The organism is Parashewanella curva, assembly GCF_003675895.1.
Lineage (GTDB): Bacteria > Pseudomonadota > Gammaproteobacteria > Enterobacterales > Shewanellaceae > Parashewanella > Parashewanella curva.
Genome location: NZ_ML014837.1, coordinates 1 through 13,565 on the forward strand (window position 1 = coordinate 1; position 13,565 = coordinate 13,565).

Genomic DNA, 13,565 nt, shown 5'->3' on the forward strand with positions numbered 1-13,565 from the left:
GACTAAATATTTGGTCAGCATGACATACTGGGAAGATCGGTCAAATGATCATTGAGGATCAAGTAAAATGGTGACTCAACCGTTGCTATTTTAAGCAGATTGAGTCAGATGGGCTGAATAGTTACCTTTCTTTTAGCTCTTTTGTAATACTTTCCATCCATCCATCAATCTGGATATTTGTGAGATCAATTATTCATTTAACTTATACCAATCCGCATTCAATAGTGATCGCTCAGCAAGAGATAAAAGCTTTCAGTACAAGGCGCAAATTCGCAGTACTATATTCCCTACGGCCGTCATAAAAAGCTGACGTTCAACGCACTATGCGCTTTTGTCAGGATAATTCAAGAAGTTGCAACACTGTAATGAAAGCTTTTAGCCTTGCCCTTCGGGAGCTTACCAGCGGTCAAACTACTTCTCCTAATTGGATTGACGTAGCAATGAAATAACGACAGTTTTGTATGTCGGTAATAACTATGCCTTCACCAATTACGCTTGTATTTTGACCGCTAATAGAGCTCTGAGTCGTTCACATTTGAATGCGGATTGGTATTAATTGCAACCACGTTTTGCTGGAATGTTTCAAATGTGGCAGCATAAGACTGTAACAGTATAACTAGTTAATTTGGTTGAGTTAATAATAAAAAGATATAAAAGGAATTAATATGTCAACAAGTTCAAGCTGGACAATGCGTGCACTTGATAAGGTTGAAAAGGTAGGTAACAAACTACCCGACCCAGCTATTATCTTTGCATTCTGTCTATTTGTTGTGTGGGCATTATCAGCCCTACTTTCTCAATTTACTTTCGATACAATCGACCCTAGAAATGGGCAAGCGGTGGTGGTAAACAACCTATTGACGGGTGATAGCCTTTCTGACTTTCTATCTAGAATGGTGACTATCTTCACAGGGTTTGCACCTTTAGGTGTAGTGTTGGTTGCTATGTTGGGGGTTGGTGTAGCTGAACATTCAGGATTTATTAGTGCAGGCTTGAAGCGGATGCTAGATCGCACACCTAAGCAACTGCTTACCCCAATGGTGGTATTGGTTGCTATTGTAAGTCATACCGCAACGGATGCTGGATATGTACTGGTTATCCCACTTGCTGGTGTTATTTTCTATGCTATGGGGCGTCATCCATTAGCCGGTATTGCTGCAGCATTTGCGGGTGTAAGTGGTGGTTTTTGTGCTAACTTTATTCCGTCAGCCATTGACCCATTATTGCAAAGCTTTACTCAAAGTGCGGCGCAATTAATTGATCCTGAAATCCAGATAAACCCATTGAATAACTGGTTTTTTAACTCAGCTTCTACTTTACTGATTGTTTCTATAGGTTGGTACTTAACCGATAAAGTCATTGAGCCACGTCTCAAAGAGGTAGAAGTCGATGGCAATCCAAATGAAATTCCACGTTTTGATGAACTTGATGAAAAACAATCTCGAGCATTGAAGTACGCAAGCTTAATCATGCTCGTAGGTATTGTTGCTTTGGTATTTATTTTATTACCCAGTGATTCACCGATGCGCGATGAAAATGGTCAGTTAACCTCCTTTTCCGCACCGATAATGCAATCTATCGTGCCTTTGATTTTCTTACTCTTTTTATTACCGGGTATTGTATATGGCTATATGTCGGGCACTTTTAAAAATAGCAAAGACATGATTGATACCATGACAAAAGCCATGCAAGGCATGAGTTACTATATTGTGATGGCATTCTTCTGTGCACTGTTTATTGATGCTTTCGGTAAATCGAACTTAGGAGCTTTGCTCGCTATTGAAGGGGCTGAGTTATTAAAAGCATTACAATTGCCTAGTATGGTGACCATTGTAGGGATAATTTTCCTGACGGCTTTCGTTAACTTATTCGTTGGTTCATCGTCTGCGAAGTGGGCATTATTGGGGCCGATTTTTGTTCCAATGTTAATGCAGTTAAATATCTCTCCAGATTTAACTCAAGCAGCATATCGACTGGGTGATTCTTCTTCGAACATCATCACTCCATTGATGCCATACTTTCCACTGGTGGTTGTGTATTGTCAGCGGTATGTTAAATCAACAGGTATTGGTACCTTGCTGTCAATCATGCTCCCATACTCAATTGCCATCTTACTACTATGGACTGTATTCTTGCTCATCTACTGGAGCTTAGGTCTTCCTTTAGGTATTCAAGCGAGTTATTTTTATCCAGCTGGATAATCACATTGAGCGTTGAAAATCAGCGGTCATAATGGCCGCTTTTTTATGGGGCTGGAGCTTATAGCCGTGAACCACCAATAGTAAGCGGTTGTAAGTTTACAAAAAACGAAAGAAAAAACGGACTTAGACGGTTTAATTAAGCGATTATCTTTGTATAAAAACAAGCAACCTTATCGTGAGGTGCTTGAAATTCCATAACTTGAATGAGAGGCGGGAGATACTATGAAAAAATGGCTAGGATTATTGCTGTTAAGTGCTTCAATGAGCTTAACCTCTGTAGCCAGTGCGGCTCCTCATAACGGTAAAGTGAGAGAGTTTTCCAATGGTACAATGCAGATGTGGGATGCAAGTAGCCAAAAGTGGTTAGGCGTGGAATCGTTTTGGCTGAAATATGCAAAACAAAATGGCGGCCTGACTTGGGGGATGACTGACACTTACCCAGAATATAGTAAGGTTAAAGAGTTTGATAAGATCCTTATTAAAACGGACAAAGGCAACTGCTTAATGGAGTTTTTTCATCGTCGTTGGCGACGTGCTCAAGACGTACGCCGTTGGGATGAAAAAGTGAATCAATTTGGTGGCTGCCCTTATGTGTTTGACTAGGGCTATTCTTGCTCACCTTTAATCAGCTTATTTCTCTTTTCTAGCAATTTTTGAATTAGCGGTGTGAGAATGATTTCCATCGCTAATAACATTTTTCCGCCTGGTACCACTATGGTATCCGCTCGTGACATAAATGAGCCTTGCAGCATTTGTAAATAATAAGGGAAGTTCGTATTTTCCATTCCGTAGAAGTGTATCACTACAAAGCTTTCATCAAGGCTTGGGATGTTTTTAGCTATGAAAGGATTTGAGGTGTCTACGGTTGGAACACGCTGAAAGTTAATATGAGTGCGAGAAAATTGTGGGGTGATGTGATTGACGTAATCGTCCATACTACGAGTGATGGAATCCATCACTTTTTCTCGACTATGGCCTCTGTCATTGGTGTCGCGAACGATTTTTTGTATCCACTCAAGGTTAACGATGGGCACCATACCTATCAATAAATCTACATGCTTAACTACATTGACGTCTTTGGTTATCACTCCACCGTGTAACCCTTCATAATAAAGCATATCGGTATTGTCAGGCAGAGAACGCCATGGAGTGAAAGTGCCGGGCATTTGGTTAAAAGGTACAGCTTCATCAAAAGTATGGAGATAGTCTCGAGTTTCCCCTTGACCGATTGAGCTGTATTGAGCAAAACATTGTTCAAGTCGGGCAAAATCATTGGCTTCGGGGCCAAAGTAGCTGATGTTTTTATTTTCTTCTTGTGCTTTACGGATCATGACTTCCATTTCGGCACGAGTGTAGCGATGGAAGCTGTCGCCTTCAATAAAGGCGGCATTGATATTGAGTTGACTAAAAATCTGGGTAAAAGCTTCTGTACTTGTAGTGGTTCCGGCTCCTGAGGAGCCTGTTACCGCAATGATAGGATGTTTAGCAGACATAGTGTCACCCGACTGTTCACTTAACGTTTACTTATTATCTTAGTCATAAGCACACGTTAAGGTTTAATTGTTATTTGATCCTTATGACGAATAGCAAAACTTTCGTCATCTTCGCTGTATTCAACTAATAATAGCCCTTGTTTTAGCTGCTGACGGCATTGAATGATCGCTTGATTAAGCTGCTGCTCTCCAGTGTGTTCAAACCCTCCATCTTCAACTTGGGTGAGAAGGTGTTCTTTTATCAAGTTATCTAGGGTTTCACTGGGTAAACTTAATAATGATTGATAAGGTATCAGCATAGTTTATCCTAAAATGGCTTTTAATAATAATGCCTTAGTGTGAAAGTAAAAAACCGATAATCTTTGGTTCTAAATAATAACTCGGGTTTAACAGGTTTCCACCATTTATGAATCCCACATGTCCGCCGTGTTGAGCTAATTCATATTGAACAAAGTCAGATAGGTGTTCCGCGGTAGGGATCACTTCATCTGTCATAAACGGATCATCTTTGGCATGAAGGATCAAAGTAGGAACGCTGATAGTGGCTAAATAAGGTAATCCACTTGCTCTAAGGTAGTAATCATCGACACCTTTAAATCCATGAAGCGGTGCGGTGACTTTGTCATCAAATTCGTAAAAGCTGTTAAGAGATGGAGCTCGTTCTTTGGTTACCGGCATTTTATCTTTGAATGCAGGCGTTTCAATCTTTTTGATAAGCTTGCTTTGGAGCTGTTTGATTAAATGGCTTTGGTAAATTCTTGAAAACCCTTTTTCTAATCGTTTGGCACAAGCACTGAGTTTTAAGGGAGCTGAAACAACAATCGCACGTTCAATTAAGCTTTGTTGCTGCTGTTCCCCTAAGTATTTCGCTAACATGTTACCACCCAAGCTATAGCCAACCGCAAATAAGGGCGAGTCCGGAAACTGCGCTTTTAAGTTGGTGAACATGTGAGAAATATCTACAGTATCACCGCTGTGGTAGCTTCTTGGTAAGACGTTTTGTTCTCCAGAGCAGCTTCGGTGATGATGGACTACGGCCGCTAATCCAGATTGCTGGCAGCTGTTGAGTATACGTCTAACATAGTGGGAGTCACTACTGCCCTCCAAACCGTGTAATATCACTACAATCGGCTGATTTTTTTGTGGCGTGCCAAGCCAATCTAAATCTATAAAATCACCATCGTTAAGTGTGAGACGTTCCCGTTGAAGTGGCGGTAGTTTCACCTTGGTCAAAACAGGTAATATGGTTTGAACATGAGGGCTTCTTGCCCAACGAGGAGGGCGAAATTTAGACATTGTGATTGGCAACTGAAGTCTTCCTTTGGGCGTTAATTCCAGTGTATATCAGAAGTAGACAGAGAATAGATTTGTAAAAAATTAGCGAGGTTAGAACCCGTTCCACTGCCTTGAATAGTGCGCATCGTGTTTGTGATGAGTCGCTGAGTTTTGCGTTCCATGGTGAGTTCTAAATCGAGCATTTTATGGTATTCAGCTTCATCAACCATTGATTTGGCAAGCTTTCTTAATTTTCTGTAAGGGATAACAATTTTGCGTTCCCACGCTGAAATGTTATCGATGAGGGTTTGGAAATCTTGCTGACTCAAACAATACCCAGTATTAGAATCTAAATACTGGGCTAAAAGTAGGAGATTAACGTTTAGTCCAGCGGTATCTTGCAGCTCTAAGCAAACGGATTGCTGCTTGAAGTAGAATTGATCGCACCATGGCCATGCTTCGTCGTGCTTCCATACCATTTTTTTATTCCTTAACTCTTTATCCATTAATGGCTAGCTTCAATTTCTTCGATTTGCTCTTGAAGTTCAAGCCACTCCATTTCGCTATTTTCTAACGTTTGGGTGAGTTCGGTTCGCTCATTGAGTATAGAAGTAAGTTTATCTTTATTGTCGTCCTCGTAAAGGCTCATATCACCAAGAATTTCTTCAATTTCTGCTAAACGTGAACTGGCTCTCTCTTGTTGCTTTTCCAGTTTCGTTTGTTGCTTCTTTAATGGCGATAAGCGATTTCTCATTTCCGCTTCACGACGCTTACGCTCTTTTTTATCTTCTGTTGCAGCATTGTTGGAAGCTGGCGTATTGGCTTTTTGTGAGGTTAATAACCATTGGTGATAATCCGCTAAGTCGCCATTGAATGGTTGTACTTGTTGGTTGTCCACTAAATAATAATCATCACAGGTCAAGCGTAATAAGTGCCTATCGTGCGATACAATAACCATCGCGCCTTCAAAACCTTGTAAAGCAACCGTTAGCGCATGACGCATTTCTAAATCAAGGTGGTTGGTGGGTTCATCTAACAATAATAAATTTGGACGTTGCCATACTAACAAGGCCAGTACTAAGCGTGCTTTCTCACCACCTGAAAACGGACGGACAGGATCAAGAGCCATATCGCCATGGAAACCAAACCCACCAAGGAAGTTTCTTAAATCTAGCTCTTTGGCATCAGGGGATAAGCGTTGCAGGTGCATTAATGGGCTGTCATCTAATGACAAAAATTCAATTTGATGCTGAGCAAAGTAGCCAATTTTAAGACCGCTATTGGTTTGGTATTTACCCGACATAGGATCGAGTTCGCCAGACAGCAACTTGATCAAAGTGGATTTACCTGCACCATTTCGACCTAGTAAGCCGATACGCGCACCGGGAACCAGATTGAGTTTGACTGATTTTAGAATTATGGTTTCATCGTAGCCCACTTGTACTTGTTCCATCATCACTAATGGATTCGGCAAGCTTTCTGGCTCACGGAAGGCCATTGAAAATTGACTGTCAGCGTGGGATGGCAATAATTCTGTCATTCGCTCTAAGGCTTTTAATCGGCTTTGTGCTTGTTTGGCTTTACTGGCTTTATAGCGAAAACGGTCAACAAATTTTTGCATATGCGCCCGTTCTTTTTGTTGTTTCTCAAACGCAATTTGCTGTTGAGCCATACGTTCGGCACGAACACGTTCAAAGCTGGTGTAATTGCCAGAATAGAAATTAAGTTTTTGATGTTCGACATGGACGACTTCGTCGACGATTTCATCAATAAAGTCACGGTCATGGCTAATAAGTATTAATGTACCTTGATAACTCTTTATCCAAGATTCCAACCAATAGGTGGTATCTAAATCCAAGTGGTTGGTTGGCTCATCGAGTAACAATAAATCTGAGCGACACAATAGCGCTTGGGCTAGGTTAAGGCGCATGCGCCAACCACCGGAAAATTGCTTTACACTATGAGAATGCTTGTCTTGGCTAAAACCAAGACCAGCCAATAATGAGCCTGCTCTGGCTTTGATACTGTAGCCACCAATAGCTTCGAGTTTGCCATGAATATCGGCAATTTTATGACCATCGTCTTTAGCTTGGGCTTGCTCTAATTCAGCCTCTAATTGGCGATACTCTTGATCACCATCAAGAACATATTCTAAAGCGCTTTTTTCAAGTGCAGGGGTTTCTTGGGCTACTGAGGCAATTTGCCAACCTGTTGGTAAAGAAAAATCACCTTTATCTAGGCTCAGCTTGCCTTGAATAAGTGCCAGTAAAGAAGATTTTCCTGTGCCATTGGCACCAACGAGTCCAACTTTGTGGCCGGGATAGATGGTTAAAGATGCCTCATCGAGTAAGGTTTTGCTGCCACGAATAAGCTGTGCTTGGGATATGGAAATCATCGAATCTACAGAAAAATCATAAAAAGGGGATTCTAGCAGATATAGGCTTATAGCCAAATCAATATAAAATGACTCTGAGAATGTCATTTGATATTGACTAAGCAATCTGACTCACATTGAACATTAATTTAGCGTAAAATAGTTAAAAGCCGTAAATCGTTACCATGGAAACCATGACTAAAATAAAAAAACGCTTCGTTGCTGGTGCTAAATGTCCGAAATGCCATACTCAGGATAGTATTGTGTTGTTTAAAGAAAATAACATTGAAACGGTTGAATGTGTTGAGTGTGATTATCGTGAACAACAAACGGAGCAAAAAGTACAAAAGCAGACCTCAGGGCAAGTGATTGGCGTGTTTAAGCCTGATTAATCAAGCTTTAAACCTGTTGTCATTCAATTGTCATTAATAAAAGGCTCAATAGTCACTATACTTTTGATGATGAAATGACATAGGTTTGGAGTCAGTGCATGCCATTAGCGACACCTTTGCAACCACAATCAGGTAATCAATTATCCTCCCTTGAGCTATCTCAGCTAGCCGAACATAAAGCGATTAAATACACCCAAGAGCTGATCCGTAAGCGATCGGTAACCCCTGAAGACGCAGGTTGCCAAACTTGGCTTCAAGAGAAACTTGAGGCGCTCGGTTTTACTGTTGAACGTTTTCAAGATCATGATGTGTCGAATTTAATTGCTGAGCGAAAAGGGCAGTCAGATACCCGCTTTGCTTTTGCTGGGCATACGGATGTTGTGCCAGCATCAGAACCCCACTTATGGCAAGTTCCACCTTTTGATGCTGAAATTGTTGATGAAACCTTAATTGGTCGTGGTGCGGTAGATATGAAGTCGGCCTTAGCCGTGATGATGGCGGCGATGGAAGATGTATTGGCAGAAGGTTATCAACCTAAAACATGCTGGCAATGGTTGATCACCAGTGATGAAGAAGGTGAAGCTGAATATGGTACTCGTACCATAGTGGAAAAGTTATTAGGCCGACAAGCTATGCCGGAATACTGCTTAGTGGGAGAGCCAACCAGCGACAACATCAGTGGTGATGTAATTAAAATTGGTCGTCGTGGTGCGATTTCAGGCAAGATGGTGGTACGAGGCAAGCAAGGTCATGTGGCGTATGCTGGGCACAGTCGTAATGCCATTCATTTAGCTTCCGTCATCATTAATGCATTAGAAGAGATGGTCTGGGATAAAGGCAGTGATGATTTCCCGGGTACCAGTCTACAAGTGACTTATGTGAATTCAGGGGATTTTACTGACAATATTGTGCCTGGCCGCTGTGAAATTTGCTTTAACGTTCGATATAGTCATCGATATACTCTGGCTCAAATCGAGCAAAAGATAATGGATTGTTTGCAGAAACTTCCGATTTCTAATAAATCGCTTAAACAACTCGAGATAGAGTGGGAGCGTCACTGCTTGCCTTATTTTACTAAAAATGAACAAGCATCAAGCCTAATTGCTATGGCGGAGCGAGCAGTGCATAGAGTAACTTCGTGTTATCCAAGATTATCGACGTCAGGCGGTACTTCAGATGGTCGCTTTATCGCATCAGAACATTGCCAAGTATTAGAGTTAGGCTTGCCTAATCGAACCATTCATCAAGTTAATGAGCGTGCAAAGCTGCAGGATATTTATCAGTTGTATCTGATTTATGTCAGCTTGTTAAAGCAGTTTTGATACAACACATACCTGAGTCAACGTTTTTTAAATGTATTTTGAGCATGTTGGGAATATACTTTTTCGACTTTTTTTTCAGTTTGCTTACATGACTCAATCAGTTTATTTAGCCTAGTTGGTATTGCGTCATCAGCAGATTCGTCGCTTAAATTCATAGTATGTGTTAATTTTAGAAGCATTTTTTGGACTTCGGCTAGTGCTGTTTGCTGTCTTTGCGGTAGTTCGAAAAGGGCTGATAGAAAAATCTCGATAGCTTCAGGTAACAAGTCCGCTGATGCATTTATCCAATCGATATCAACTTTTACGTCACAACTCCACAGCTGTGATGACAATGTTTTCAACTGATTTTGATAACTACGTACCTGAGCTGGTTCTAATTTGACTGGCTCAATCCAAGGCGAATACCTAACGTGTTCATGTAAATAGAGAGCTAAACATTGGCTAAGCCTTAAAACTTCTTCGGAAGCAAGTTTCATAAAGCGACTACCTAACTCCGGTTCGTCGTGCAAAAGTTGAGCTGTTTTTTTTGTGTGTGTTTGCCAGACTTTAAATTTTTCATTAACTACTGCTGATGCTCCAGCTTTAAATGGATCGTCTGCTGTCGCAGATGATGGAGCAATATCATGGAAAGTGATTTCGTTATCTACCTGTTTCAGCAAGTAAGCTTTTTCAATAATTGGATCATCAAGCCGCTTACCAGACTGATCAAAAGTTTCATGCCTCACTTTAAAGGTGATCACTGCCTCAGAAGTATCTTTGAATTTATTGAATGCTGGTTTCAGTTGATCTGATCTCATACTGCCTACAAACTCATCACCTGGTTTACTTGCCCAATAGGCGTCAACAGAAACTGAAGAATCTTGTACTAGAGACATCACTCTTTACCCAATTAAATTCACTTTGATTAAAGTATAACGATGTCACATGAAATTAAGTTGCTGAATAGATTAAGACTTATTTACTGTGATTCAGTACTTAGCAGTGGTCATTTTCTTTTGATAATCAATTTTATTAACAGTAAGTTATCTGCAGACTTTTTTATCTAATCTAGATTTAAGAACTAAACGTATTGTCATAAGAAATGAACAACCCTTTACTGTAGGGTGTCATTCTGTATTGTGTATTTGACAGTTTGCTCTCGCATCTCAGTATTTAGCTGTGAAAAATTCATTTATGAATAATTTAAAGATAAATTGCTTTTAAAAATAGTTAATTATCGTAAATTCATTTTTGTTTTTGTTGGTTTTTTAAACTTCAAAATAGGCGTATGATGAGCAAAATCTAACATCTGCTGATGTTTCTTTTCCAATACAGATTGGTATTTAGGAACAGGAGTTATCAATGATCCTTGATGAAGTTGTCGAGCTTTCTCGTTGGCAGTTTGCCATGACTGCTATGTATCACTTTCTGTTTGTCCCTTTGACATTAGGGCTTTCATTTATCTTAGCCATTATGGAATCTTTGTACGTGATGACGGATAAAACCGTCTATCGTGACATGACCAAATTTTGGGGTAAGTTATTTGGAATTAACTTTGCGTTAGGGGTAACAACAGGGATTGCCATGGAGTTCCAGTTCGGAACCAACTGGTCCTATTATTCTCACTATGTTGGCGATATTTTTGGTGCTCCGTTAGCGCTAGAAGGTCTTATGGCGTTCTTTTTAGAGTCAACCTTTGTGGGTATGTTCTTTTTTGGCTGGGAGCGCTTTAGTAAACGTCAACACTTAGCTGCCACATGGCTAATGGCTTTGGGTACAAATTTATCCGCTTTGTGGATTTTGATTGCCAATGGTTGGATGCAAAATCCTGTCGGTTCAGTATTCAATTTTGAAACCATGCGAATGGAAATGACTAACTTCGCAGAAGTGATTTTCAATCCTGTAGCTCAAGTTAAGTTTGTCCATACCGTTGCAGCTGGTTATGTCACAGGCGCTATGTTTGTTCTCGCTATTAGTTCTTATTACATTTTGAAAAAACGTGACTTACCTTTTGCTCGTCGCTCATTTGCGATTGCGGCCAGTTTTGGTATGGCGTCGATTTTGTCTGTGATTGTGTTAGGGGATGAGTCTGGCTACAAAGTGGGTGAGGTACAAAGAGTCAAACTTGCGGCTATTGAATCTGAGTGGCACACAGACACCCCACCTGCGGATTTCACTGTGGTTGGTATTCCTAACCAAGAGAAACAAGAAACCGACTATGCGGTTAAGATCCCTTATCTCATGGGGATCATTGCCACTCGGAGTATTTCTGAAGAAGTGACTGGGTTGAAAGATCTCATGAAAGAACATGAGCACCGAATTCGAGTGGGCATGAAAGCATACGGATTGTTAGAAAAAATCCGTAATGGTGACCGCTCAGAAGAAACCTTAAAAGCCTTTAATGAAGTGAAAGGTGATTTAGGTTATGGCCTTTTACTTAAACGCTTTACTGATAAAGTCACTGATGCAACAGAGGCGCAAATTCAAGCCGCGACAAGGGACAGTATTCCTCAAGTAGCCCCTATTTTCTGGAGTTTCCGCTTAATGGTCGGGCTTGGCGTTATCATGTTATTTGTGTTTGCCGCGGCATTTTGGCAGAGCACAAAACATAAAATTGCTGAAAGAAAATGGGTCTTGAAAGCCGCACTATACAGTCTGCCATTGCCTTGGATTGCTATTGAAGCAGGGTGGTTTGTCGCTGAATATGGTCGTCAACCATGGACGATTTCTGGCATCTTACCGACCCACATGTCGGCATCATCCCTCAACCCTAGTGATATTTGGTTCAGTATTATCAGCATTACTGTTTTCTACACCATACTGCTGGTGGTTGAAGTGTTCTTGATGCGTAAGTTTATTTTGAAAGGACCAAGCAGTTTGAAAACAGGCCGATACCACTTTGAAACCCAAGAAAGCTAGAGCAGGAGAAGAATTATGTTTGATTATGAACTACTACGCCTGATCTGGTGGGTGTTAATCGGTGTGCTATTCATAGGCTTTGCCGTAACCGATGGCTTTGATATGGGAGTTGGAGCCTTGCTCACAATCATAGGCCACGATGATACCGAAAGACGAGTGATGATTAATACCGTGGCGCCTCATTGGGATGGAAATCAAGTGTGGTTAATCACAGGTGCAGGGGCATTATTCGCTGCTTGGCCTATGGTTTACGCCGTTGCATTTTCGGGATTTTACATTGCAATGATGTTGGTGCTGTTTGCCTTATATCTTCGCCCTGTGGGATTTGATTATCGCTCTAAGATTGAAGATCCTCGTTGGCGTTCAGTTTGGGATTGGGCTCTGTTTGTGGGCGGTTTTGTTCCACCGCTTATTATTGGCGTCGCCTTTGGTAATTTGTTGCAAGGTGTTCCTTTTACCTTTGATGAATATCTACGTGCAACTTATCACGGTAGCTTTTGGGATTTACTCAATCCATTTGGAATTTTGGCAGGAGTTGTGTGTGTCAGTATGTTTGTCACTCAAGGGGCAACATGGCTACAAATGAAAACGGATAGTCACCTTAGAAACAAAGCTGAAATGGCTGCGCTAGTCAGCTCGGTTGTGTTTTTAGTGGCATTTGCAGGCGCTGGCTGGTGGTTACTAAATGGTTTTGATGGTTACGTAGTTAAAGCCGGGTTATCGCCAGAAGGCGTATCCGATCCTCGTTTAAAGCAAGTGGCTGTCGAAGCAGGAGCGTGGCTTAACAATTATGAGTTGTACCCATTTACAAAAGTATTTCCAATTTTAGGCTTAATTTTGCCACTACTTACTATGGCATTCAGTAAAATGAATCGAAGTGGATTTGCTTTCTTGTTTAGCTCATTAACAGTGGCTATGGTGATTTTAACGTGCGGTTCGGCCATGTTTCCGTTTGTTATGCCATCATCACTCATACCAAATTACAGTCTAACTATGTGGGATGCCACCGCTAGCCAGATGACCTTAACCATTATGACATTGGCGGCGGCTGTGATGGTTCCAATAGTATTGGGATATACCATTTGGACTTATTTCAAAATGTTTGGCCGTATTACTCGAACTGATATTGAACAAAAATCAACGTCTTTATATTGATGATCGAAAGGAGAAGCTTATGTGGTATTTCAGTTGGATTCTAGGCGTATTATTAGCCTGTGCCTTTGGGATCATCAATGCACTATGGCTAGAGAACACAGAAAATATGGATCGTGAAACGGACGATGATTAAATAAAGTTACCATAAATACTTCTTGATATATTTGAAGTCGATAGCCCCTTTGTTTCAGCAAAGGGGCTTTTTTACAAAAATTTACGTTAGTGAATACTATATACAAAATAAAACATATGTTATAACTTGTTCGCTTTATCACGTTAGCGTGGTGGTTTGCTTGTAGCTCTGACGGAAATAACTTCAAAAAATAAAGTTATAACTCAAGTTTCGGAGTTCATTTTTAGCTAAAATCATGGGAACTTTTCAGTTGAAATAGCCTCTTGGCGTAATGTAAAAGTATCCATTTGCATGACTTGATTAAAAAACTTGGTTACTTCTT

13 protein-coding genes are annotated in these 13,565 nt (G+C 40.7%); 7 read left to right on the forward strand and 6 right to left on the reverse strand.

Annotation, left to right across the window (positions count from 1 at the left end; all coding sequences use genetic code 11):
* Window positions 1-665: 665 nt before the first annotated feature.
* Together D5018_RS18460 and D5018_RS18465 are read left to right on the forward strand one after the other, a co-directional pair.
* Complete coding sequence (locus D5018_RS18460) at window positions 666-2,201, forward strand: AbgT family transporter (RefSeq protein ID WP_121840462.1); 1,536 nt, start codon at window positions 666-668, stop codon at window positions 2,199-2,201.
* A gap of 222 nt (window positions 2,202-2,423) precedes the next feature.
* On the forward strand, window positions 2,424-2,804 hold the full coding sequence (locus D5018_RS18465; protein ID WP_121840463.1) for a hypothetical protein: 381 nt from the start codon (window positions 2,424-2,426) through the stop codon (window positions 2,802-2,804).
* Window positions 2,805-2,806: 2 nt separating this feature from the next.
* Here D5018_RS18465 and D5018_RS18470 read toward each other — a convergent pair whose 3' ends face one another.
* Genes D5018_RS18470 through D5018_RS18490 form a run of 5 tightly spaced genes read right to left on the reverse strand, consistent with a single transcriptional unit; the run spans window position 2,807 to window position 7,364 of the window.
* Window positions 2,807-3,694, reverse strand: a complete 888-nt coding sequence (locus D5018_RS18470; protein WP_121840464.1) for a phosphoribulokinase — start codon at window positions 3,692-3,694, stop codon at window positions 2,807-2,809.
* A 56-nt stretch (window positions 3,695-3,750) separates the two neighbouring features.
* Window positions 3,751-3,993, reverse strand: a complete 243-nt coding sequence (locus D5018_RS18475; RefSeq protein WP_121840465.1) for a YheU family protein — start codon at window positions 3,991-3,993, stop codon at window positions 3,751-3,753.
* A 34-nt stretch (window positions 3,994-4,027) separates the two neighbouring features.
* Entirely contained in the window at window positions 4,028-4,990 is a 963-nt protein-coding gene (locus D5018_RS18480; protein ID WP_121840466.1) for a hydrolase, read from the reverse strand.
* Between the two features lie 32 nt (window positions 4,991-5,022).
* Window positions 5,023-5,448 carry a TIGR02444 family protein gene (locus tag D5018_RS18485; RefSeq protein ID WP_165905107.1) on the reverse strand — a complete coding sequence of 142 codons (426 nt, stop codon included), beginning with the start codon at window positions 5,446-5,448 and terminating at the stop codon, window positions 5,023-5,025.
* A 26-nt stretch (window positions 5,449-5,474) separates the two neighbouring features.
* Window positions 5,475-7,364 (reverse strand): ABC transporter ATP-binding protein, encoded by a 1,890-nt coding sequence (locus D5018_RS18490; protein WP_121840474.1) that lies wholly within the window; start codon window positions 7,362-7,364, stop codon window positions 5,475-5,477.
* A 173-nt stretch (window positions 7,365-7,537) separates the two neighbouring features.
* Here D5018_RS18490 and D5018_RS18495 point away from each other — a divergent pair, with 173 nt between their 5' ends.
* The gene (locus D5018_RS18495; protein WP_121840468.1) at window positions 7,538-7,735 is read left to right on the forward strand and encodes a YheV family putative zinc ribbon protein; all 198 of its coding nucleotides are present in this window, start codon (window positions 7,538-7,540) and stop codon (window positions 7,733-7,735) included.
* Between the two features lie 98 nt (window positions 7,736-7,833).
* Complete coding sequence (gene dapE / locus D5018_RS18500; RefSeq protein ID WP_121840469.1) at window positions 7,834-9,057, forward strand: succinyl-diaminopimelate desuccinylase; 1,224 nt, start codon at window positions 7,834-7,836, stop codon at window positions 9,055-9,057.
* A 17-nt stretch (window positions 9,058-9,074) separates the two neighbouring features.
* Here the strand turns inward: dapE and D5018_RS18505 are convergent, their stop codons facing one another.
* Window positions 9,075-9,932: a hypothetical protein gene (locus D5018_RS18505; protein ID WP_121840470.1), complete on the reverse strand. Its 858-nt coding sequence runs from the start codon at window positions 9,930-9,932 to the stop codon at window positions 9,075-9,077.
* A gap of 466 nt (window positions 9,933-10,398) precedes the next feature.
* Here D5018_RS18505 and D5018_RS18510 point away from each other — a divergent pair, with 466 nt between their 5' ends.
* Genes D5018_RS18510 through cydX form a run of 3 tightly spaced genes read left to right on the forward strand, consistent with a single transcriptional unit; the run spans window position 10,399 to window position 13,243 of the window.
* Complete coding sequence (locus D5018_RS18510; RefSeq protein ID WP_121840471.1) at window positions 10,399-11,955, forward strand: cytochrome ubiquinol oxidase subunit I; 1,557 nt, start codon at window positions 10,399-10,401, stop codon at window positions 11,953-11,955.
* Between the two features lie 15 nt (window positions 11,956-11,970).
* The gene (cydB, locus tag D5018_RS18515) at window positions 11,971-13,110 is read left to right on the forward strand and encodes a cytochrome d ubiquinol oxidase subunit II (RefSeq protein ID WP_121840472.1); all 1,140 of its coding nucleotides are present in this window, start codon (window positions 11,971-11,973) and stop codon (window positions 13,108-13,110) included.
* Between the two features lie 19 nt (window positions 13,111-13,129).
* Complete coding sequence (gene cydX / locus D5018_RS18520; protein WP_121840473.1) at window positions 13,130-13,243, forward strand: cytochrome bd-I oxidase subunit CydX; 114 nt, start codon at window positions 13,130-13,132, stop codon at window positions 13,241-13,243.
* Window positions 13,244-13,565: the final 322 nt, after the last annotated feature.